Genomic DNA, 21534 nt, shown 5'->3' on the forward strand with positions numbered 1-21534 from the left:
CATTACACAATTGCCTCACAATTAATTGTTAAACTTACTCTATCAAAAAAGGAGTTTCAAATGAAAACTACAACAATAACAAAAACATTAAAATCTTTAGTTATAGCAAGTGCTATTATTGGTTCATCAGCTCTGTTTGCTGCTGATGGTGCTTCACTTTACAACAAGTGTGCAGGTTGTCACGGTACTACAGGTGAAAAAGTTGCTCTTGGTAAGTCAAAAGTTATTGCGAATATGAGTGAAGATGAGATAAATATAGCGATAAATGGCTATAAAGCTGGTACTTATGGTGGAGCAATGAAAGGTCTTATGAAAGGTCAAGTTGCAAGTCTTTCAGAGGATGATGTTAAAGCAGTGTCAGCTCATATTGCTTCGTTAAAAAAATAGGCTAGGTTGCCTCGTGTTTAGAATAACAGCTAATAGATACTTAGCTGTTTTTTTAAACTTTAATACTAGTCAATAAAGTTTTGAAATTATAAAAAATCTTTTGAGTATAATAATGAAAATCAATTATAAGGATATTCATGAAAACTATCAAATTACCAACACTTATTTTAGGGGCGGTTTTATTTTTAAGTGTGGGTGCTACAACGGCTAGTGCAGAAGCTATGAAGTGTGGAGCAGGAAAGTGCGGTTCTGAGATGAAAACACCTAAAGCTAAGAAAGAAAACATGAAGTGTGGAGCAGGAAAGTGCGGTTCTGAGATGAAAACACCTGAATCTTCAGATGATAAAAAATGGGGCAAAAAGTATTATGAAAAAGAGAGACCAAGAGGTGAGATAAAGACTCACTAAATTTTTTTATTAACCAAACTACTCAAGACATCTTCAAATCTGCCTTTTATTATCTCATAGCAAGAACAGGCAATCATTAGGTTTATTGGGTGGCTGAAATCTTCTATACTCTTTCCATTTGAATCTACATGTAGATTATTTACCAGTTTTTTTTCATCTTTAGAAAACTGGTTGATGTACTCAGAAGTATCATCCATATAGCCGTAAACTTTTTTACCTAAAGCACTGGCATAACCACACTCCCAGATAGTTCCGCTATCGGCTTCTTTGCCTCTAAAAGGGTTAAGGTTCGCTATAACTATATCTGCTTCTTCTATTAGGTTTACATTTGCAACAAAAATATCTTTGGCAATCTTTTTCTTCTCCTGGCTAAAGTCAACAATGTTATCTAAAGGATAAAGTCCTTTAAAACCATACTCCTTGCACAAAGCAGAATACTCTTTACCAATTTCTATCGAGTTAGGCTCAAAAACATCAGGACCAGCTATGTAGATTTTTTTCATTTGTTTATCTCTTCTAGCATCCAAGGCCATTCACCAAAACCGCTGTCGGCGTTTATATGCCCAGAAGCATCTAAAACCTTCATAGGAATATCAAGAGCTCTCTGGAGTGCTTTTGCTTCATCTAGTGTCATATAAGGGTCATCTGTTGAGGTGATTAGAAGAGACTCTTTTGCGTGGAGGTTTGTAGGTATTTCACAAGGAAAGAAGCTTTTTAACTCCTTTATATCACACTTTAAACTTGGTGGAGCTACTATGTATAATTTCTCTATTTTTTCTACATGTAGATCATTAGAAATATGAAACCAGAGGATATTCGCTATGGAGTGACAAATAACTATGTCTGGTTTGAACTCTTCGAGCTCTGTTTTCAGCTCCTGCTCCCAATCATTTTTATTTGGAAAATCAATATTGCTAAACCTCAAAAAACTTACTTTTCCATAATTTTTTGCAATTTCACTAGCCAACCAACTCTGCCAATGTGGAAAATCGCTTCCGCCCCAGCCGTGTATAAGTAAAACTTTTTTACTCATATGTTCTCATTTTTTAAAGTACGGTTTTAGTATAAAAAATAGCATAAAGCCCCAGAGTATAATAGAGCTTGCTATCTCTAAAATACCTACCTCTTCATGAAAATGCACTAATGATTTTGGGTCAATTGAGTTGATGTCAAATATATAGTCTAGACCAAGTCCAAACAGAACGCTTCCAAAAACTATGCTTCCTAGATAGATATACAAAGATTTTGTGCCAAGCATCTTTTTAACAACACCGATTGTCACTGTATTTGTTGCAGGCCCGGCACTTAAAAATACAAAAGCAGCTCCAGCACTTACTCCACTTAGCATAAGTGCCGCTGCAATCGGAAGAGAGGCTGTCGCACAAACATACATCGGTACTGCAATTGCGATAACAATTAGATAGGAGAGCCAAGAGTATTCAACTAAAACATCACTCAGGTTTTGAGGAATAGCTATTGTGATTAGTGCACCCAAAAGCAGACCATAAAAGAGAGGTTTTGCTATGTCTGAAAGGAGTGTTAAAAAAGCGTAGTTGATTGCTTTTTTGAATGAAAATCTTATCTTCTTTTCATCTGTTGAGCAAGATGATTCCCCTGCGCAGCAACAGCTTTCTCCTTCTTCATCTGGAACTTCAATGCTGAAGTTTTGAGGATGGATGCTAAACTTGTTCATAGCAACAACTTTTTCTGGCTCTTTGTCTAAAATATTAGTCATTATCCCTGCAAACATAGCAATAACCATAGATGTAATAACTCTATATATAGTAAAAACCCAGCCAAACATACCAAAAGTAGCCAAAATAGAGTCAACACCTGTAATGGGTGTAGAGATTAAAAATGAGAGAGTTGCACCTTTACTTGCACCACTTTTTTTAATACTTGTAGCAAGAGGAATTACACCGCAAGAGCATACGGGAAGAGGTATTCCAAAAAGTGTAGATTTGACAACTGAGCTGATAGTCTCTTTGCCTAAATGTTTTGTAACAATTGTGTCTGGAACTAACTCGTGTAAAATACCCGCAAAGATTAGTCCAAAGAGAATATAAGGAGCCATAGCATTGCTAAGCTCAATTAATGCCGTAAAAAAAAGAGTAACTATCTCCATGATGTTTAAGAGTGAACTGTTATTGCATTTGCAATTCTAAGCATAGTCTCATCTCTGCCTATAATCGCCATAACGTTGTCAAGTCCAGGACCACTCATCTTTCCTAAAAGTGCAACTCTAAGAGGTTGTCCAATTTTGCCAAAACCTATACCCATTTCATTAACCACATCTTCCATTAAATGGTGATAATCACTTGGAAGATGTAGCTCGTCACATGAGCTGATTTTTGCCCCAAAAGCATTTAAAACTTCAATAGAGTCTTCTTTAAAAGCTTTTTTGACAGCTTTTTCATCGTATGAGATTGGAGCAACAATAATCTCATTTGTTAACTCTGCTAACTCTTTTAAAGTTTTTGCACGATCTTTTAGTGCATCTAAAAGTATCTCTTTTTTATCATGTGAAGTTAAGATTAGTCCATACTGCTCTAGAAGCTTTGCAAGCTCTGCATTTGAAGTATTTTTGATGTAGTGTGAACTTAACCAATCAAGTTTTTCAGTATTGTAGATAGATGCTGATTTGTTTATGTCTTTAGGGTTGAAAAGATCTTGCATCTCATCCATAGAGAATATCTCTTGGTCGCCATGACTCCAGCCAAGACGAACTAAAAAGTTTAAAAGTGAAGCCGGAGTATAACCCATCTCTTTGTAAGCCATAACATCAGTCGCACCATCGCGCTTACTTAGCTTTTTCCCCTCAGAGTTATGAATCATTGGTACATGGTAAAACATTGGCAGATCAAAACCAAGAGCTTCGTACACAACTATCTGTTTTGGAGTGTTTGATAGGTGGTCATCCCCGCGGATAACCTCATTTACACCCATTAAATAGTCGTCAATAGCTACAACAAAATTGTAAGTAGGAGAGCCGTCAGCACGTGCTATAACAAAATCATCTAAGATATCTTCAGCTTGAAAACTCACATTGCCCTTTACTCCGTCTCTAACTAAAATTTCCCCAGTTAGTGGTGCTTTTATGCGAATAACAGGCTCTACGCCATCTGGTGCTGTTCCATCAAAGTCACGATATTTTCCATCGTATTTTGTTCTCTCTTTATTCGCCATCTGACTTTCACGAAGTTCTGTGAGTTCCTCTTTTGACATATAGCATCTGTAAGCTTTTCCTTCATCTAAGAGTTGCTTTATATATTGTGCATAAATCTCATCTCTGTTTGATTGGTATATTATCTCGCCCTCATGTTCTAAACCTAACCACTCGAATGCTCTTAAAATAGCATCTGTAGCCTCTTGAGAATTTCTGGCTTTATCCGTGTCCTCTATGCGCAGAAGAAACTTGCCACCATTTTTTTTAGCCCAAAGATATGAAAACAAAGCGGTTCTTAAACCACCAATATGTAGATAGCCAGTAGGGCTTGGAGCGAAGCGAGTAACAACCATGAAAAACCTTTTATTATAGTTAATGGAATTTTAGGCAAATGTTTGTTAAAGGTGGGTAAAATACTTCTTTTAATTAATAGGAATATATATGTATAAAATATTTTTGATTCTTCTGTTTAGTGCAATTTTAAATGCTGAGCTGATTAACGGTGTTGCGATTGTTGTAAAAGGTGAAGCGGTAACTCTTCACGATATAAGAGAAGAGATGCGAATCTCCAAGCTAAACATTAGTGATGCTACTGATGTTTTAATAAGAAAAAAACTTGAAGAAGTTGAGACAAAAGAGAGAGAAATAAGTGTAAACAGCAGTGAAATTTATGATCACATAAAGCAAACAGCGGCTAAAAACAACATGAGTATAAGTGAGTTTTATGAGGCTGTTAGAAACTCTAACGGATTGAGTTCTGAAGAGTTCAAAGAAAAAACCAAAGAGAAATTACTCTCTCAAAAACTATACTCAGCAATATCTTATTCATCGGTTTCTATGCCTACGAAAGAGGAAGCAGAAGAGTATTTTGAACTTCATAAAAATGAGTTTACGCATCCAGGCAGTTTCGATGTTATTATTTATAACACTAAAGATGAAGCAGCACTTCAACAGAAAATAAATAACCCAATGTTCTACTCAGCGAACATCAAAGAAGATCAACAGAAGCTTGAATATGAAAGAATTTCACCAGAATTAGCAGGATTTTTAGAAAAGCAAAAAGTAAAAAGCTTCAGCCCCATTGTTCCTGATGGAAAAGGTGGGTTCATGTCTTTTTATATAAAAGAGATTGATAATATTAAAGAAGCGACTTATGAAAGTGTTGAACAACAGATAATCAATTTGATTATGGGTAATAAAAGAGAACAGGTTCTTAGTGACTATTTTGCAAGACTTCGTGATAGCGCAGATATAAAAGTTATAAGAGAAGCTAAATAGATGCTAAATGATGAAAACTTTATAAAAATTGCATTAGAGTTGGCAACAGCTTCGAAATGTGTATCCAAGCAGGTTGGAGCAGTTATTGTAAAGGATGGAAGAATTCTAAGTACTGGTTACAATGGTACTCCTGCAGGTTATAAAAACTGTTGCGATCATTGGGATGGTGAGTACACAAAAGACCATCATGAATGGTCGAAAACATATGAGATACATGCAGAGATGAATGCAATAATCTGGGCAGCAAGAAAAGGGATATGTGTAGAAGGTGCTACAATCTATGTGACTTTGGAGCCATGCAGTGAGTGCAGTAAAAACTTAATCGCCAGCGGTATTATAAGAATAGTATATTCAAAGCCGTATGAGCACACACACTCAGATACAATCTCAAAATTTATCGAAGATAACGGAGTGAGCATTGAGAAACTCACTTATAAGGAGTAATTTATGAATGAACAAGAAGAGTTAGCTGCTGAGATAGGAAAACATCTTATACAGCCAGAAAACTATGGAAAACTTGAAGGTGCAAATTGCACAGGCGTTGCAGTGGATCACGCTGGTAAGGCATATGTTATTATGTATATAAAAAGAGATGAAAACACAATCTTGGATGTTATGTTTGGAACAAATGACCCTGAAGATATTACAACTCTTGGCTCTATTTTTACGGAGATGATTAAGGGTGATAATATTGAGAGTGCAAATATTGCAGTAAAAGCTTTGGAAGATGAAATTAGAGAGATGGTAAACTCAAATAACACTGCGGATGAGTATAACCACTCAATAATGAAACATCAAGATAATGCCAACATGGTCATGCTTTCATTTCGTGCAGCTATGCGTCACTACGAGCGTCAGCAAGAAGGTATAGAAGAGGAACAGTTTGAGATGAGTTTGGTAAAAGCTTGTCCCCCATCATCAGCTAAAGCCTGTCAAATAAAGTAGAAATAGAGTGATATTTGAATTATCCAATCCCGTTACAAAAACTTTAGTTACACACTTAAGAGATCAAAGAAGAGATGCTATTCGTTTTAGACATACTATAGCAGAGATTGCAAAGCAACTTGTTTATGAAGCGTTAAAAGAGTTTCCTTTAATAGAAAAAGAGATAACTCCATGGCAGGGCGAGGGTAAGTTTAGCGGTATTGATGAAGATAATATAGTAGTTGTTACAGTTTTAAGAGCTGGGATGCCTATGTTAGACAGCGTTATGGAACTACTACCTGAAGCTCACGCAGGCTTCTTGGCAATGAAAAGAGATGAGACTACACACGAAAGTGTTCTTTACTATGACAGGCTACCTGATTGTAAAGGTAAGAACATTCTTTTAGTTGACCCTATGGTTGCTACAGGCGGTTCTATAAGAGATGCAATAGAGCTTCTCAAAAGCAGAGAGCCTCTAAAAATTATAACACTCAATATAATAGGTTCACCAGAGGGTTTAAAAGCAGTCAGCTCAGCCTACCCTGAAGTTGATATTTACATTGCACAGATAGATGAAAAACTAAATAGTGATAAATACATTATTCCAGGTCTAGGCGATGCTGGTGACCGTTCGTACAATACTCTAGAGTAATAAATAAGCATGACAATTGATTTAAAAGGGAAAACCTCATCAGAGATACTTAAGTATTTTGAGATGCTATATGTAGAAGATAGTGAAGTTATAGATGTAGAAGTTTTAGAGTCTGATATTGAATCAATTGGATATAAAGCTTTTGTAGATTTGGCACAAATATTTTTTATGAAAATGCTTACTCCATTTCAAAAAGAAAATGATACTATTGTCTTGAAGTTTCAAAAATTAAATCAAAAAAACTCCTTTCATAAAGCACAAACAAGTAGTGAAAAATACGGCGTAGAGAGTCAGTTTTTTAGTGTTGATAAAACAAAACAGTTTACTTTTTTATACCACTATCAACAAGCACTTCAATTTATAAACATAGATAGTAAAAAGAGAGTTCTGAACCTTGGTGTAAACAAAGGCGATGAGTTTAAAGTTATAAAAGATATGCTTACATGTAACGAGTTTGAGAGTAAAGAATTTATTGGCATAGATTACTCTGCTTCTGCCATAGCGTACGCTTCACAAGAGTTCGCACAAGATACTAATGTAACATTCGCATGTCAAGATATAAATAAACTCCAAGCGTCTGACTTGGGTAGATTCGATTTAATAATCTCCATAGGGACACTGCAAAGTTCAAATATAGAATTTAACGCTACATTTATGTCTCTGTATCAAAACCACTTAGAAAAAGATGGCTCTATAATACTTGGATTTCCAAACTGCAGATGGATTGACGGTGAGATGGTTTATGGGGCGAAAGCACCAAACTATAGCTTTAATGAGATGAGTTTAGTTTTAAAAGACATTCACTTTTGTAAGAAGTATTTACAACAAAAAAAGTATAGAGTAACGATTACTGGTAAAGATTATCTATTTTTGACTGCAAGAAAGATAGTTTAGGTATAATAACGTTAATTTTAAATAAACCACCCCTCATTATAAGTAAATCATATAAAAATAATAAATAATTAGTATAATTCTTCTTTTTTAGGTATAATTCCAGCATAATTAACATATGTGGTTTTTCAATAAAATGTTAAATTTCAAGCAATAAAATAAAGGGGAATACAGATGAAATTTGTATCAATTGTAATGGGTTCTAAAAGTGATTATGAGGTAATGAAGTCGTGTTCACAAACACTAGAGACTTTTGGCGTTAAATTTGAGATGATTGTATCTTCTGCTCACCGCTCACCAGCAAGAACTGCGGAGTATGTTCAGAGTGCAGAGAACAAAGGTGCACAAGTTTTTATAGCTGCAGCAGGAATGGCTGCACACTTAGCTGGTGTTTTGTCTTCAAAAACAGTTAAGCCGATTATAGGTGTACCGATGAGCGCTTCTGCACTAGGTGGAATAGATGCTCTTCTCTCAACGGTTCAAATGCCAGCTGGAATGCCAGTTGCCACAGTTGCAATAGGAAAAGCTGGGGCTATCAACTCTGCTTATTTAGCTATGCAAATACTTGCACTAAATGATGAAGAGTTAGCTGCAAAATTAAAAGAAGACCGTGTAACAAAAGCTAAAAATGTTGAAAAAGATTCTTTAGAAATAGAGACAATCATAGCCATATAGAGTTCTAAAAAGGATATTTATGCCAATAACTAAGCTTCTAGATGACAATTGTAAGAAGAGAATAAAACCTACTCTTTTAAGAGACGTTAAAACTGAAGCTTTACTCGTTTTTTCAAGAACGGCTCTTGAGAGATATTTTGAGCAGATAGATGAGGCTGGATATAAACCTAGCGTTGGGACAGATGAAGATACAATTTACGTATATGACACTCTAAGAAAGTTATTAGTTAATCTCCAGGAGTGTGTAGTTAATGTAGATTATGCAATCAATCTAGTTCAAGGTGCTAAAAAGTACCCAGAACTTAGATCGTTAGCCAAACTTGAAGAGCCTTTAATTAACTACTATGATGTAATGGCAGAAAAAGTATCAAAATATTATGCGGATAAGCCAGCATACTTGCCAGAGTGTTTAGTTGTTTGTCTGCTTGGAGATTGGATTTTAGAAGAGGAAAAATCTGTAAACTTATATCCATTTTTAAAAGAGATAAACTTTTTAGACTTGATAGGTAAATTTGAATCCAACAGAAAATCTTTTGAAAAGAATGATGAGTGTAAAATCAGTGAAGTACATGAGCTCTCTTTTAAAATTATCGAAAAACTTAAAAATAAAAAATACAAGGTAAATAAAGCTAGAGTTTCAAAAACTAGAAAGAAATAAGTGGTGAAGTTATAATTAGTATTGTTTGTTCTGAGATATACTACTCTATGTCAAATTCACAAGGAAATTAATATGAATAATTTTGGCCTTATCCAAGGAAATGAACTGTTTCAAAAGAGTTATTTTAAGGCTCATGAAAAAGAGTTTCTCTCTTTGGCTAAAAAAGGTCAGCATCCAAAAGCTTTATATATAGGCTGTTCTGACTCTAGAGTTGTACCAGATCTAATGATAAGTAGTACTCCGGGTGATTTATTTGTTGTTAGAAATGTTGGTAACTTTGTAGCTCCATATCAACCAGATGAAGATTTCCACTCTACTGCCTCAGCCATAGAGTATGCAGTAAGTATTTTGAAAGTAAAAAATATTATAGTTTGTGGACATACACATTGTGGAGCAATTGCAGCAATTCATAATAAAAGTTCTTCAAATGACCCAGAACTTGTTCATACACATACATGGCTTACTCTTGGTGAGAGTGCAAAAGAACAGGCTCTTTTAGCCTTAGGTTCAAAAGCTGATAAAGAGGTTCTTTATCGTCTCACAGAAAAACTTTCAGTAATCTCTCAATTGGAAAACCTTTTAACATACCCATCTGTAAGCAAAAGGGTGGATAGCGGTGAGATAGCTATCCATGGCTGGGTTTACGATATAGAGAGTGGTGAGATAGAGTATTATGACCCAGAGAACTCACAGTTCTTTCCAATCAGTTCACTAAAAGTTGAAGAGTAGATTACAATAACCACTTTTTTATCCAAACACTAAGCACATAAAGACCCCAAATGTGCTGTTTGAAATTTCCACTGTTTGAACCTTTTATATATTCATCAAGTTTATCTTTTTTAAAGAGCCCACTTTGCTTATTTACCTCATGAATCAACTCTATTTTTTTGCTATTTATAAGGTACTCCATATATGGATTTGAGAATCCTTTTTTCTTTCTTGACAGTATTTTTTCATTCAAGTGCGGTTTGGAAATTTTCTTAAGAAGAGCCTTTGTAACTCCATCCTCATACCGAAGTTTTGGGTCAATACTAAAAATAGCAGAAGCGAGCTTATGGTCCAAAAAAGGTGTGCGGGACTCTATGGAGTGAGCCATACTTACTCGGTCTAGTTTTGTTAAAAAATGCTCTGCTTGAAAAAGGTTTAAATCAATATAGCTATACCAAATACTCTCATCTGCATGTAGAGATTTTTCAAATCTATCTCTATAGCTTTTGAGGTATTTTAATGATTGGTTGTCTTTTACATTTCTCTTCATAAGCTCATTTTTTTGAAGGTCTGTAAAGTTCTCTCCTGAAGTTCTAAAGAGAAGGGTCTCATCAAAAATCCGCTTATAGTGCTCCCACTCTCTATTCTTAGAGAAGTTCGAGCGGAAGTATTTTTTCAGCCAATTTTTGTTGTTTAGTTTGGATAAACTCTCTATATCTAAATACTCAAAATATTGTCTATATCCTAAAAATAATTCGTCACTACCCTCACCGCTCAAAACTACTTTATACCCATCTCTTTTTATTTTTTCAAACAGTAGATAAAGTGGGACTGATGCAGGGTCATTTAGCGGTTCATCCAAGGTATCTAAAACTTTGTCACTTGCACCTATGAAATCATCTTGTGATATCTCTATATCTTGATTTTTAAGTCCCAAAAACTCTGCAGACTCTTTGGCATTAACTCTTTCGTCATACTTTGCAAACTCTTTGTAGCCAAGAGTATAAGTTTGCAGACTAACACCATTTTTAAGAGCATAAGCATTTATAGTTGCACTGTCTATTCCACCCGATAGCAGTGAAGCTATAGGGACATCGGAACTTAGTCTTATGTCTATAGACTCTTGAAGTAAGTTTTCTAACATATAAACGGCTTCGTCTTTGTTAGCTATAACGTTTGGTTTGTTATCCATCAGGTCAAAGTATCTTTTCACCTCTGCATGTGAATCTTTAAAAGTGAGATACTCCCCGGCAGCGAGTTTTTTAATCCCTTTGAAAAAAGTAAAGGGAGGTGTCGGAGCTAAAAAAGACAAGTAGCTCATAAGGGCATCATCATCCATCTCTATATTGCTTAAAAACGGTGTAAGCGCTTTGATTTCAGAGGCGAATATAAAGCTTTTACCATCGAGATAAAAGAGAGGTTTTTTACCAAGTCTGTCACGAAAAAGATAAAGTGTGTCATCGTCCAAAAGAGCTATTGCAAACATACCTCTTAGATGATTTACAAACTCTACCCCCCACTTCAGATAGGCGGCTATTATAACCTCACTATCACTTTGTGTTTTAAATTCAAACTCACACGTTAGCTCTTGTTTTAGCTCTTTGAAATTATATATCTCTCCATTAAAAGATAGCAAAATATTCTTTACATGTAGAGGTTGGTTTGAATGGGAGTGAGCGTCGATTATACTTAGGCGATGATGAGCAAAAAAAAGATTTTTACTTTGTGTGATTCCGCAAAAATCAGGACCTCTATGAGTTAGCGAAGAGAGTGCCTTTCTTGCTTTTTCTTCCTCGTATTCTCCTATGATTCCAAAAATTCCACACATTAGTCACGAGCCTTTAAAAATGTGACAGTTATGTCATTTTTAAAGTAATCATCTCTAAGTATTACTTTATCAACATTTAAGTTATTGGCAATATCTTCAATCTGCTCAGTTGTAACATAATTGTATGTTTCACTTTTTTTATCCCCGTGAAGTACATTAAATATAAACCCATATCTACATGCGGAGAAACAGTTTTGAATAAATAGATGTGATTCAAATAGTTTTAGTGTATTCATAGCACCGCTGCATATGTAATAGTCTGCTGATGGAAGAGAATCTCTGCAAATATCAGCCAGTATTATTTCACAGCCAGTACGCTCTGAAGATATTTCGTACATGTCAATAAGTGAATCTATCCCAATATACTCTTTAGGCTCTTTAGAATTTTTTTGAGCATAGAGGTAAAAATCACCAAATCCACAGCCGGCATCAGCGATAGAGTAGGAAGATAAATCATTAGGGAGCATATCAAGTATAACATCAAATCTAAGCGTTTGAGTCCCTTTGGATAACCAGTTTACACCTTTGGCTGTTATGCCGTATTTTTGTATGGCAGAAGTATAAAAATTTTTATTAAATGAGTTCAACTGTGGTACGTCTTTATTTGCAAGATTTTAATTAATAGATTATATTATAATTTTTTCTAATTAGCCTTAACTAGGGTATAATTCCATAAAGAAGATAAAGAGATAATGAATAAACTACAAGAGTACCTAAATTCTTATGAACTTAGCGAGATTCACCCCTCGGATATAGCAAGAATACTTAAGCAGCTAGATGATAGTGAGTTTGCTGATGCCTTAAAACTTGTACCTAAAGATTTACTAGGGGATGTTGCTCTTGCACTCCCTGACAGATATTTTGATGACGTAGTAGGCAACCTTAGTGTAGATGAGTTAAGACATGCTGTAACTGAGCTTGAGTCAGATGATCAAGTTGACTTTATGCATGAACTTGGAGAGCTTGATGAAGATAAAGCTTTAGAAGTTTTTAAAACACTTGATGAGGAAGATAAACAAGAGATTACAAGGCTTCAAACCTATGATGAGGATGAAGCTGGTGCTTACATGCAGCTTGAAGTCTTCACAGCAGCTAAAGATGAAGTTGTTCATGATGTAATTAAGAGGTTTGGTGAACTTAGAAAAGCTAAGACTATTGAGAATGTTCAAAACCTTTTTATTGTCTCAAGTGATAAAAAACTTCGTTTTACGGTTGGGCTAGATGACCTTCTTGTATTTGATTTTGATAAAACATTATTAGAAAATATTGAGCAGAGTGAAGATAGCTTTGAGCCTAAAAAAGCAGAAGATAGAGAGAGTATTAAAGATGTAGTACACTATTTTGAAGAGTATGACCTCTCTGTAATGCCAGTTGTTAATGCCTATGGTATTTTGCTTGGTCGTATAACTTCGGATGACATTTATGATATTATTAATGAACACGCAACAGAACAGATGTATAATCTCGCCGGTGTGGATGATGAAGCAGAAGAGGATGATGAGGTTTTCAAAGCTGGAAAAAAGAGAGCTTCTTGGCTAAGTTTAAACCTGTTTACTGCAATTTTTGCCTCTTTAGTTATTGGTCTTTTTGCCGATACATTGGAGAGTATGGTAGCACTTGCAGTGCTTATGCCAATTGTCGCTTCAATGGGCGGTAATGCAGGAACTCAAAGTCTAACAGTTGTAGTTAGACAGTTGGCACTTGGAGATATTTCTCAGGGTGATGCGATGCGTATTATAAAAAAAGAAGTTACGATTGCATTAATGAATGGAATCTTATTTGCTATAATTATGGGAATAGTAGCAGCTATCTGGTTTGATATGAAAATGCTTGGTGTGGTAATTGCACTTAGTATGATTATAAATCTTCTGATGGCTGGTTTTTTTGGTGCGGCGATACCACTCTTTTTAAAGAAGATGGACATTGACCCAGCAATTGGAAGTACTGTAATCTTAACAACAGTAACGGACGTTGTAGGCTTTTTTAGCTTTTTGGCACTAGCCACTGTTATATTATTTTAAAGGATATTTAAAAATAAATGGATTTATTAATTCTATTTTTCGTTTTGTCGGTCGGTATTTCGTTTTTGTGTTCAATTTTAGAAGCGGTGCTTCTATCAGTAAATATGTCATATGTCTCGGTTTTGGAACAAGAGAGACCATCAGTCGGAAAACTCTTAAGACACCATAAAAAAAATATAAATAAATCTATAGCCGCTATTTTAATCTTAAATACTATCGCACATACCTTGGGAGCTGCCGCTGTTGGAGCACAAGCTGCTGCTTTGTTTGGGAATGATGCTGTTGTGATTATCTCAATTATTATGACCTTTGCTATTCTTTTTCTTTCAGAAATTATTCCTAAAACAATCGGTGCAGTATATTGGAAGCAATTAGCCCCTGCGGCAGCTCAATTCATTAGATTTTTTATCTGGATAACTTATCCTATTATTTTAACAACACTTTTTGTAACCAACAGAATCTCAAAGGGCAATGAATTTGCAAATAGTTTAACTAAAGAGGAACTGCTCCACAGTATGCTTCTTAGCGAAGATGATGGTGTTATTGATGAAAAAGAGTCCGACTTTATAGAGAACATACTAAACTTCAATAAGATAAAAGTAAAAGAGGTTTTAACACCTAGAAGTGTTGTCTTTGCACTTGAAGAAAATATGAGCATAAAAGAGGTTATTGATACGCAAAGTGATATTTTTAAATTCTCCCGCATACCGGTTTACAGAGGCTCTTTAGAGAATGTAACAGGTATAGTTTTAACAAAAAAAATATTCAGACAAGCATTAGAAGATGATGCTGTAAGTGTAGGTTCTATCCAAAAAGATATTTTTACTATTAATGAAAATATTCCAGTTAGTAAGGCACTTGACCTATTTATAACTAAAAAAGACCATATGTTCTTGGTTGTAGACAGCTACCATCAAACAGATGGAATTATAACACTCGAAGATTGTATAGAGACTATATTAGGTGTTGAGATAGTAGATGAGAGTGACTCTATTGATGATATGCGTGAGCTTGCGAAGATGCAAATGAAACTAAAGAGAAAAGATATTGAAAGTAGAAACTGCGAAGTGAAAGAGAATCCACTCTAAAACTTCGCTCATAACTACATTCCAGGAATTCTTGGAATTTTGCCAAGCTTAGAGTATCTGCAGTAGCTGCCCCATGCTTTTTTAAGCCAATGACCAATCACAGGCAGCGGAATCATAAAAGCTCTTTTTTCATCTCTGTAGATAAATGAAGCACCATCTCCACTGTCCATAATACAAAGGATGTTTAGATGTTCATGGTAACCTTTGAAGTTTGTGTTATTGTTGTCTTTTTCTTGAATATTATGGGCAACATTTTTAGCCATAACTTCAGCAATATGACCTTGTTTTGCTCTCCACTCATAGCCTTCAAGTGCGACTGAATCTCCTATTGCATATATGTTAGTAGGCATTGCAGGGTCTTTAAAAATCACATTGGAGTAATCATCTGTTTTTATAAATCCAGCTTCATTAAGGGGAAGGTCAGACAATTTTGCAACTTCATGTCCGTCACCCGCCGGAATAAACATGGTAAAATCTGATTCTAGTTTAGAGTCATCTTCAAAAATAATACCGTCTTTTTCAAACATTTTTATTTTTTTTCCAAAGTGTTGGTTAATATCTAACATGTTAAAAAACTTATTCATCATCTTCAGTGCTTTGGGACCCATTCTTTTTCCAGGCTCAGGCATTGGTGCAAAAAATGTTAACTCGAATTTGTCTCTAATCCCTTTTTTCTTTAAAAGATTGTGCACATTAAAAAGCAACTCAAAGCCGGGACCACCACGAACAGCAGATGTATCTTTAGGGTTCCCGCCAAAACCAAAGCAGATTTTACCACTACCTTTTTGTATAAGCTCATCTATTTTAGCACGTATCATAAGTGACTGCTCTGGAGCACCGCAAATTGAGAGTGTATTCTCAATCCCCTTATGTTTCATTTTAGATGCGCCAATTCCAATAACTAAGTGATCATAATCACTTAATACAGTTCCGCTTTTGAGCGTTACTGTATTGTTTTTTGCGTCTATTTTAGAAACTGAGTCAATGATAAGCTCAAATCCATGAGCATTTTTTAACTCATTCATATCTACACAAACATCACTAAATTCAGACTCTCTAGTTGGAATCCAGATTGATGTAGGATATATATAAAAGTAGTCTCTATCGCTAACTAAAGTAACTTTGTAGTTTGCTTTTCGTAAATATATTGCAGCCTCTAGGCCAGCAAAACCGCCACCAAGGATAAGTGCATTTTTCATAATTTAACCTTATAAATATAATAAGAAATATTACACTGTAAGATGTTAAAAACTAATTAATCACTTTTTTATTTATAAAATATACAGCAAACAAACTAAGTGCTCCCCCTATAATTATATGTGTTTGAATCTCCTCATCGAGCACAACCCAGGCAATTAAAAGGGCAAAAAGAGGAACAAGGAACATAAAAGAGCTTGTTTTTTCACTACCAAGTTTACCGGATGCTGTAAAAAATATGGTTGTAGCAACGCTCTGTCCAAGAACAGCCAAGTAAATAAGAGCTATCCAAAACTTACTACCTTGATTAAAAACAGACATTAAATCGCTATTAAAAGCGTACAAAAATGTCACTACTGTAGCAACAATAGAGATAAAAAAACTATAGTGTACAGGGTGTATATTTCTTTGTGAGTGCTGTGAGAGAACTGTCACTCCGGCCCAAATTATTGCACAGAGTAAAAAGTAGATATTTGAACCATTTAAAAATTGGCTTAAACTACCTAACTCTAACATTATTACTCCGCCGATTAGGCCTAAAAAAAGTCCAAAGTACTGTCTGTTGTTAAGTTTACTTTTGAATATTATTAAAACTAAAAGAGAGGTCATAATTGGACTCATTGTAGTGATTATTACGCCACCCGCTCCAGCTAAACCATATTTAATACCTAAAAATGATGAGACCATAAAGGCTATATTTAGAGTTGAGCTTCCAACTATATATGTTAGCGTTGATTTGTTTAGTATTATTGGTTTTTTAATGAAATAAAGTATTGGAATAAAAGAGAGACTCATAATAAAAAATCTCCAAAATATAATTACTTCAATTGATAAATCATAAGTTAAAATTTTAAGGGCGCTCCATCCGCCACCCCATAGGAGCATAGATAATACCAATAAATAGGTGAAATTTATATTTTTCATACAAACCTTTTGATTATGATTTAATGTTATTTTTTAAGTAAAAACTTGATATTATCATACTTAATTAAATTAAGGGTTTAAATAATGAGAAATGAGCGTTTGTTTAAAGTAGGTGTAAATCTAGTCAGGTTTGCATGGCTGGTGGAGATTGTAGCAGTATTAATAGGTTTTTTAATATCTATAATTGTTTCATACTCTGTCTATTTTCAGATAAATAGAGCAGATGAAGCATTTACATTTGGAGACTACTCAACAATATTGGTGGCAGGCTTGCCCTTTTTTCTTGTGGCAATTGTAGAAGCTACTAAAATCCCGGTTGCAACTGCTTTGATGTATGCTAAACATAGAAGTTGGAGAATAATACTTTTTGTCGGACTATTGTTATTAGCAACTATTACCTTTGAGACTATGATTAACGGTTTTGAGAGAAACTTTTCTAACTTAACTCTAACAATAGATGAGAGAAAGAATGATGAGCTTTTATTACAGCATAAGATTGATATTTTAGAAGATAAAAAGAATAAAATTGATGTTATATCCCCAGAGAAAGTTGAATCTTCTTGGAACCAAAGAATATCAATGGCAAATAAGAGTTTCAACACAAGAGTAAGTAAGCAAAGAGAGTTTATTGAAGCCCAAATCAACTCTTTGTCTAAAAATGACATGGAAAAAATTAATGATGAGATATCAAAACTTTCAGAGCAAGAGAGTGAAATATATAAATCATGGGACAACGAGAGAACAGAGTTAAGAGGTCGTGTAAGAGGCTTAATAAATCAAAATATTGAAGGTTCTACATCTGATAAAGTAAAATTGGCAAAGGAATTAGATGCGTTAAAGGCTGAGATGAAGAGAGAATTGGATGATTCTAACTTTTTGACAAGGCTTGGAATTGAGCAAAAATACAGAGCATTAATAGATAAAAAAGAGAAGAGGCTATATGCTGTAACTGATTATGCAGTAGGATCTAAAGCAATTGAGCAACAAACAAAATCTGAAGAGCAGCTTCAAGAGCATTTAATTGTTGTTGCAAAGAATTATCAAGCACGTATAGACACTGTTAGAAATAGAATAGACTATTTAAATAAAAAGATAAAAAGTCACCAAGAGGCAAATGAATTTTTGGAAAATAAGTACAGAAGTGAGTTAAATACTTTTACTACTAATGCTTCTCAAAACAGAAAAACTACAGTGCGAAAAGCAGCTAATGATAGAAACAACAGCCTAAAGGAATACGCAAATATTCAAGTTAAAGTTAAAGCTTATGATGAGGAGATATTTAAACTCATTGAGCAACAACGTGAGATTCACTATGGAATCAACAAGCTTGTAAATCAAAATCAGGTGTACCGTGTAGCAACATACATTAGTGGAAAAGAGAATGCTATAGAAGTACCTCGTGATACAGTTGGTCTGGTAGCCTTGGTCTGGTTTGCATCACTGGCATTTATTTGTGCTGTTGCGGGTGTATTTCTTGCAATATCAGGAATATATATACAAAAAATTTATTCAGGCGAGTATGAGCTAAGTGATTCAAAAAATTAAAAAATACTCCACAACTAACACCTTGGTAATTTTTGGAATTATTTTTGGTGTTTTGTTTGGAATTCTTTTTCCGGAACTGGCTTTAAAACAGCAGGTAATCGGGCAGATTTTTATAAGCTTTTTAAAAATGCTGGTAGTCCCTTTAGTCTTCTCAAGTATATATATCGCAATAATGGGACTTGGGAGTTTAAATGATTTAAAATCAATTGGACTCAAAACAATTGGTTTATATCTTCTGACTACAGCTTTAGCTGTTTTGTTAGCTATAGCCGTAATGAACTTAGTGCCAATAGGGGAGCCCACTTCTGTTGAAGGTTTAGAGTATGTTAAAGCATCGCAAGTAGCACCATTTACTTTTGAAGCAATGATACTAAGCTTTATCCCTACTAATATTTTCAACTCGTTAGCAGATGGTTCAATGATGCAAATTATTGTTTTTTCAATCTTGTTTGCCATAGCCTCAATGCACTTACATGTAAAGAGACAAGAGCTGATGCTAGATTTTTTCACAGCTGTTACTAATGCAATGCTTACGATGGCAGAGTGGGTTATTAAACTTACCCCTATTGGGGTATTTAGTCTTATCTCATATGTTATTGCAGAGCAGGGTGTTGATGTTGTTTTGGGTCTTTGGAAGTATCTATTAATGGTTATATCGGTTTTACTTATTCATGCTGTTGTGACTCTTCCGGCTCTGTTAGCAATTTTTGCAAAGATTAATCCATTCAAATACTTAAGTGATGTTCGCGAAGCACCAATTATGGCTTTTTCAACAGCTTCGAGTGCAGCAACTCTACCTGTGTCAATGCGCATAGCAGAAGAAGATGGCGGAGTTGATGAAAAACATGCATCTTTCGTTTTACCACTTGGTGCTACAGTTTCTATGGATGGAACAGCAGCTTATCTTACTGTGGCTGTTTTATACATTTCACATTTAGCCGGTGTTGATTTGAGCTTAATGGACCAAGTCCTCTTAGGGGTAACTGTGGTCGCACTAAGTGTAGGAGTCGCAGCACTGCCAAGTGCATCACTGGTTATGATGGTTGTTATTTTAAATCAAATAGGACTACCTGTTGAGTATATTGCACTTATTGTCGCAGTGGATAGAATATTAGACATGGCAAGAACATCTTTGAATGTTACCTCAGATTTAGTTGTTGTAAAAATTATTGACCAGATTCAAAAAACGACAATAAAAGAGAAATAGTGAAATCAATATGCTATAATTATTTCAATTAGGAGTAACCTATGGTAAATGCTAAAGAACTAAAAGAGATTACAAAAAATCTAACACTTCTTTATGTAGAAGATGAAGATGATTTAAGAGTATCAGTAGAGGGTTATTTAAGTAAACTTTTTGCTAAAGTTGTTTGTGCCACAAATGGTAGAGAAGGGTTGGATTACTACAAAAATGGTCAATACGATATTGTAATGACTGATATACAGATGCCACTTATGGATGGCTTGGAGATGTCAAAAAAGATAAAAGAGATTAATCCTAATCAGGAGATTATTATTACCTCTGCATATGGGGAGACCATTTACTTCCTTGAGTCAATCCGAATAGGGGTTAATGGCTATATTATAAAGCCTATTGATTACATGCAAATGAACCAAGAGCTATATAAGTCAACGTTAAAACTAGTTAGCTTCAAAGAAAATGTAAACTATAAACTACACCTTGAAGATATGGTTACAGAGCGAACAGAAAAAATCTTGGCTATGGAAGATGAGAGAACAAGAAACTTTGAAAATACAATATTATCATTTGTTGAGATGATTGAAGACCGCGACACATATACCGGTGGACACTCTCAGCGTGTAGCTAGCTATGCTAAACTAATTGCAAAAGAGATGGGTCAAAGTGATGAAGATTGTGAACTTCTCTATGTGGCTGGTATGATGCACGATATTGGTAAAATTGCTACACCAGATACAATACTGCTTAAACCTGGGAAACTAAATGACATAGAGTATGAATTAATCAAAGAACATGCAACGGTTGGTTATGAACTTCTTAATAAAATTCCTATGTATAAGAAACATGCAGAGATAGTTAGACATCACCATGAGAGATATGACGGTAAAGGCTATCCGCAAGGTCTTGCAGGTGAAGAAATTCCATTACTCTCTCATATCTTACTTGTTGCGGATGCCTTTGACTCTATGACAACAAATCGTATTTATAAAGGGCGTAAAAATATTGACAAAGCAGTAGAAGAGCTTGATACGTTCTCTGGTATGCAGTTTCATCCAGATGTTGTCAAAAGTGCAATAAAAGTTCTTTCAAAAATAGATATAGATACTTTAATAACGCAATTACCTCAAACAGAGATTGAAAAAGAGCGCTTCTCCTATTTTTTCCGTGACCAAATAACAGATGCCTATAATAAACAGTATCTTGATTTTATATTAGAGCGTAATATCCTAAAAGAATATGTATGTGTTAATAAGTTATATCTTCATAACTTTAATCAATATAATCAAAAAAACAGTTGGGAGGAGGGTGATGTGTTTTTAAATAAATTTGTTACTTATTTACACAAAAGCTACCCTTTATCAACAGTTTTTAGAGTCAATGGCGATGATTTTGTATTAATGAATAAAGAGCATATAGAGATTGATGTAAAAGAGTTTGAAGCGCTAGATTTTATACAAAATGCTAATGTTAATATAAGTGTTATGCATTTCGACTTAAGAAAAAAGAATATATCAAATAAACGGGAACTGGAAGAAGCACTATTAAAGGCAGAGCAAGATGATTAAAGATATAAAAGTACTAAAAGAGATGGTTAATGAGTTGAAAATACTTTATGTGGAAGATGAAGATGAGATGCGAATGGGAAGTGAACTTTTTTTAAAAAAGTTTTTTAATTTTGTTGAAACTGCTAAAGATGGGAAAGATGGTCTTGAAAAATTTCAGAAAAACAGACACAATATAATTTTCACCGATGTTATGATGCCAAGAATGGACGGGGAAGAGATGATTGAGAAAATTAAAGAGATTGATGATGATGTTTTCTGTGTGACGCTAACAGCTTCTGAAGTAAGATTAGAAGATATTAAAGAGATGTGTGATTTATACTACAGAAAGCCAATTTCTTATGATGATATGAATACGGTTTTGCAAGAAATTGTAAAGAAATTTAACTTATCAAAATAGACTTTTAAATCACAAGGGATGT

Annotated in this window: 24 protein-coding genes; 16 read left to right on the forward strand and 8 right to left on the reverse strand. The window is 34.6% G+C overall.

What is annotated here, in order from left to right; genetic code table 11:
- The first annotated feature begins 60 nt into the window (after positions 1-60).
- Both HUE87_RS00695 and HUE87_RS00700 read left to right on the forward strand, forming a co-directional pair.
- On the forward strand, positions 61-387 hold the full coding sequence (locus HUE87_RS00695) for a c-type cytochrome (protein ID WP_194366845.1): 327 nt from the start codon (positions 61-63) through the stop codon (positions 385-387).
- A 137-nt stretch (positions 388-524) separates the two neighbouring features.
- Entirely contained in the window at positions 525-794 is a 270-nt protein-coding gene (locus tag HUE87_RS00700) for an HvfA family oxazolone/thioamide-modified RiPP metallophore (protein WP_194366846.1), read from the forward strand.
- Here HUE87_RS00700 and HUE87_RS00705 read toward each other — a convergent pair.
- Genes HUE87_RS00705 through gltX form a run of 4 tightly spaced genes read right to left on the reverse strand, consistent with a single transcriptional unit; the run spans position 791 to position 4313 of the window.
- The gene (locus HUE87_RS00705; RefSeq protein ID WP_194366847.1) at positions 791-1297 is read right to left on the reverse strand and encodes a nucleoside 2-deoxyribosyltransferase; all 507 of its coding nucleotides are present in this window, start codon (positions 1295-1297) and stop codon (positions 791-793) included. The two genes, HUE87_RS00700 and HUE87_RS00705, sit on opposite strands and share 4 nt — an antisense overlap.
- Positions 1294-1827, reverse strand: a complete 534-nt coding sequence (locus tag HUE87_RS00710; RefSeq protein ID WP_194366848.1) for an RBBP9/YdeN family alpha/beta hydrolase — start codon at positions 1825-1827, stop codon at positions 1294-1296. The genes HUE87_RS00705 and HUE87_RS00710 overlap by 4 nt, the downstream gene beginning before the upstream one ends.
- A 6-nt stretch (positions 1828-1833) precedes the next feature.
- Positions 1834-2919, reverse strand: a complete 1086-nt coding sequence (locus HUE87_RS00715) for an SO_0444 family Cu/Zn efflux transporter (protein WP_194366849.1) — start codon at positions 2917-2919, stop codon at positions 1834-1836.
- A gap of 5 nt (positions 2920-2924) precedes the next feature.
- Complete coding sequence (gltX, locus tag HUE87_RS00720; protein WP_194366850.1) at positions 2925-4313, reverse strand: glutamate--tRNA ligase; 1389 nt, start codon at positions 4311-4313, stop codon at positions 2925-2927.
- Between the two features lie 88 nt (positions 4314-4401).
- On the opposite strand from gltX, the gene HUE87_RS00725 reads away from it, so the two are divergent.
- The 8 genes from HUE87_RS00725 (at position 4402) to HUE87_RS00760 (ending at position 9767) form a co-directional block, all read left to right on the forward strand.
- Positions 4402-5238, forward strand: a complete 837-nt coding sequence (locus HUE87_RS00725) for a peptidylprolyl isomerase (RefSeq protein WP_194366851.1) — start codon at positions 4402-4404, stop codon at positions 5236-5238.
- Positions 5239-5682: a deoxycytidylate deaminase gene (locus tag HUE87_RS00730; protein WP_194366852.1), complete on the forward strand. Its 444-nt coding sequence runs from the start codon at positions 5239-5241 to the stop codon at positions 5680-5682.
- Positions 5683-5685: 3 nt separating this feature from the next.
- Positions 5686-6183, forward strand: a complete 498-nt coding sequence (locus tag HUE87_RS00735) for an iron-sulfur cluster assembly scaffold protein (protein ID WP_194366853.1) — start codon at positions 5686-5688, stop codon at positions 6181-6183.
- Positions 6184-6190: 7 nt separating this feature from the next.
- A complete protein-coding gene (gene upp / locus HUE87_RS00740) occupies positions 6191-6814 on the forward strand; it encodes a uracil phosphoribosyltransferase (protein ID WP_194366854.1) in 624 nt (207 codons plus the stop codon).
- A 9-nt stretch (positions 6815-6823) separates the two neighbouring features.
- Complete coding sequence (locus HUE87_RS00745; protein WP_194366855.1) at positions 6824-7708, forward strand: class I SAM-dependent methyltransferase; 885 nt, start codon at positions 6824-6826, stop codon at positions 7706-7708.
- Positions 7709-7879: 171 nt separating this feature from the next.
- Positions 7880-8380: a 5-(carboxyamino)imidazole ribonucleotide mutase gene (purE, locus tag HUE87_RS00750; RefSeq protein ID WP_194366856.1), complete on the forward strand. Its 501-nt coding sequence runs from the start codon at positions 7880-7882 to the stop codon at positions 8378-8380.
- Positions 8381-8399: 19 nt separating this feature from the next.
- Positions 8400-9038 carry a hypothetical protein gene (locus tag HUE87_RS00755; protein WP_194366857.1) on the forward strand — a complete coding sequence of 213 codons (639 nt, stop codon included), beginning with the start codon at positions 8400-8402 and terminating at the stop codon, positions 9036-9038.
- A 72-nt stretch (positions 9039-9110) separates the two neighbouring features.
- Complete coding sequence (locus HUE87_RS00760) at positions 9111-9767, forward strand: carbonic anhydrase (RefSeq protein WP_194366858.1); 657 nt, start codon at positions 9111-9113, stop codon at positions 9765-9767.
- 1 nt (position 9768) lies between these two features.
- Here HUE87_RS00760 and asnB read toward each other — a convergent pair whose 3' ends face one another.
- Positions 9769-11574 carry an asparagine synthase (glutamine-hydrolyzing) gene (gene asnB / locus HUE87_RS00765; protein ID WP_194366859.1) on the reverse strand — a complete coding sequence of 602 codons (1806 nt, stop codon included), beginning with the start codon at positions 11572-11574 and terminating at the stop codon, positions 9769-9771.
- A complete protein-coding gene (locus tag HUE87_RS00770) occupies positions 11574-12161 on the reverse strand; it encodes a class I SAM-dependent methyltransferase (RefSeq protein WP_194366860.1) in 588 nt (195 codons plus the stop codon). The genes asnB and HUE87_RS00770 overlap by 1 nt, the downstream gene beginning before the upstream one ends.
- Positions 12162-12266: 105 nt before the next feature.
- Here HUE87_RS00770 and mgtE point away from each other — a divergent pair, with 105 nt between their 5' ends.
- Together mgtE and HUE87_RS00780 are read left to right on the forward strand one after the other, a co-directional pair.
- Entirely contained in the window at positions 12267-13595 is a 1329-nt protein-coding gene (gene mgtE / locus HUE87_RS00775; RefSeq protein ID WP_194366861.1) for a magnesium transporter, read from the forward strand.
- A gap of 17 nt (positions 13596-13612) precedes the next feature.
- Positions 13613-14683, forward strand: coding sequence for a CNNM domain-containing protein (locus tag HUE87_RS00780; protein WP_194366862.1), 1071 nt, complete (start codon positions 13613-13615; stop codon positions 14681-14683).
- Between the two features lie 14 nt (positions 14684-14697).
- Here HUE87_RS00780 and HUE87_RS00785 read toward each other — a convergent pair whose 3' ends face one another.
- Together HUE87_RS00785 and HUE87_RS00790 are read right to left on the reverse strand one after the other, a co-directional pair.
- On the reverse strand, positions 14698-15882 hold the full coding sequence (locus HUE87_RS00785; protein ID WP_194366863.1) for an NAD(P)/FAD-dependent oxidoreductase: 1185 nt from the start codon (positions 15880-15882) through the stop codon (positions 14698-14700).
- Positions 15883-15934: 52 nt separating this feature from the next.
- Positions 15935-16804 carry a DMT family transporter gene (locus tag HUE87_RS00790; protein WP_194366864.1) on the reverse strand — a complete coding sequence of 290 codons (870 nt, stop codon included), beginning with the start codon at positions 16802-16804 and terminating at the stop codon, positions 15935-15937.
- Positions 16805-16888: 84 nt separating this feature from the next.
- Between HUE87_RS00790 and HUE87_RS00795 the strand changes: the two genes are divergently transcribed.
- Genes HUE87_RS00795 through HUE87_RS00810 form a run of 4 tightly spaced genes read left to right on the forward strand, consistent with a single transcriptional unit; the run spans position 16889 to position 21512 of the window.
- A complete protein-coding gene (locus tag HUE87_RS00795; RefSeq protein ID WP_194366865.1) occupies positions 16889-18349 on the forward strand; it encodes a hypothetical protein in 1461 nt (486 codons plus the stop codon).
- The gene (locus HUE87_RS00800; RefSeq protein ID WP_194366866.1) at positions 18333-19556 is read left to right on the forward strand and encodes a dicarboxylate/amino acid:cation symporter; all 1224 of its coding nucleotides are present in this window, start codon (positions 18333-18335) and stop codon (positions 19554-19556) included. The genes HUE87_RS00795 and HUE87_RS00800 overlap by 17 nt, the downstream gene beginning before the upstream one ends.
- A gap of 41 nt (positions 19557-19597) precedes the next feature.
- On the forward strand, positions 19598-21115 hold the full coding sequence (locus HUE87_RS00805) for an HD domain-containing phosphohydrolase (protein ID WP_194366867.1): 1518 nt from the start codon (positions 19598-19600) through the stop codon (positions 21113-21115).
- The gene (locus HUE87_RS00810) at positions 21108-21512 is read left to right on the forward strand and encodes a response regulator (protein WP_194366868.1); all 405 of its coding nucleotides are present in this window, start codon (positions 21108-21110) and stop codon (positions 21510-21512) included. Before HUE87_RS00805 ends, HUE87_RS00810 begins: the two co-directional genes overlap by 8 nt.
- Positions 21513-21534: the final 22 nt, after the last annotated feature.

The sequence above is a fragment of the Candidatus Sulfurimonas marisnigri genome (assembly GCF_015265475.1).
Classification (GTDB): domain Bacteria; phylum Campylobacterota; class Campylobacteria; order Campylobacterales; family Sulfurimonadaceae; genus Sulfurimonas; species Sulfurimonas marisnigri.

Bases quoted from the DNA above. Each gene is read 5' to 3' on its own strand.
- HUE87_RS00695 (WP_194366845.1), top strand. From the start codon at position 61: ATGAAAACTACAACAATAACAAAAACATTAAAATCTTTAGTTATAGCA.
- HUE87_RS00700 (WP_194366846.1), top strand. From the start codon at position 525: ATGAAAACTATCAAATTACCAACACTTATTTTAGGGGCGGTTTTATTT.
- HUE87_RS00705 (WP_194366847.1), bottom strand. From the start codon at position 1,297: ATGAAAAAAATCTACATAGCTGGTCCTGATGTTTTTGAGCCTAACTCG.
- HUE87_RS00710 (WP_194366848.1), bottom strand. From the start codon at position 1,827: ATGAGTAAAAAAGTTTTACTTATACACGGCTGGGGCGGAAGCGATTTT.
- HUE87_RS00715 (WP_194366849.1), bottom strand. From the start codon at position 2,919: ATGGAGATAGTTACTCTTTTTTTTACGGCATTAATTGAGCTTAGCAAT.
- gltX (WP_194366850.1), bottom strand. From the start codon at position 4,313: ATGGTTGTTACTCGCTTCGCTCCAAGCCCTACTGGCTATCTACATATT.
- HUE87_RS00725 (WP_194366851.1), top strand. From the start codon at position 4,402: ATGTATAAAATATTTTTGATTCTTCTGTTTAGTGCAATTTTAAATGCT.
- HUE87_RS00730 (WP_194366852.1), top strand. From the start codon at position 5,239: ATGCTAAATGATGAAAACTTTATAAAAATTGCATTAGAGTTGGCAACA.
- HUE87_RS00735 (WP_194366853.1), top strand. From the start codon at position 5,686: ATGAATGAACAAGAAGAGTTAGCTGCTGAGATAGGAAAACATCTTATA.
- HUE87_RS00745 (WP_194366855.1), top strand. From the start codon at position 6,824: ATGACAATTGATTTAAAAGGGAAAACCTCATCAGAGATACTTAAGTAT.
- purE (WP_194366856.1), top strand. From the start codon at position 7,880: ATGAAATTTGTATCAATTGTAATGGGTTCTAAAAGTGATTATGAGGTA.
- HUE87_RS00755 (WP_194366857.1), top strand. From the start codon at position 8,400: ATGCCAATAACTAAGCTTCTAGATGACAATTGTAAGAAGAGAATAAAA.
- HUE87_RS00760 (WP_194366858.1), top strand. From the start codon at position 9,111: ATGAATAATTTTGGCCTTATCCAAGGAAATGAACTGTTTCAAAAGAGT.
- asnB (WP_194366859.1), bottom strand. From the start codon at position 11,574: ATGTGTGGAATTTTTGGAATCATAGGAGAATACGAGGAAGAAAAAGCA.
- mgtE (WP_194366861.1), top strand. From the start codon at position 12,267: ATGAATAAACTACAAGAGTACCTAAATTCTTATGAACTTAGCGAGATT.
- HUE87_RS00780 (WP_194366862.1), top strand. From the start codon at position 13,613: ATGGATTTATTAATTCTATTTTTCGTTTTGTCGGTCGGTATTTCGTTT.
- HUE87_RS00785 (WP_194366863.1), bottom strand. From the start codon at position 15,882: ATGAAAAATGCACTTATCCTTGGTGGCGGTTTTGCTGGCCTAGAGGCT.
- HUE87_RS00790 (WP_194366864.1), bottom strand. From the start codon at position 16,804: ATGAAAAATATAAATTTCACCTATTTATTGGTATTATCTATGCTCCTA.
- HUE87_RS00795 (WP_194366865.1), top strand. From the start codon at position 16,889: ATGAGAAATGAGCGTTTGTTTAAAGTAGGTGTAAATCTAGTCAGGTTT.
- HUE87_RS00805 (WP_194366867.1), top strand. From the start codon at position 19,598: ATGGTAAATGCTAAAGAACTAAAAGAGATTACAAAAAATCTAACACTT.
- HUE87_RS00810 (WP_194366868.1), top strand. From the start codon at position 21,108: ATGATTAAAGATATAAAAGTACTAAAAGAGATGGTTAATGAGTTGAAA.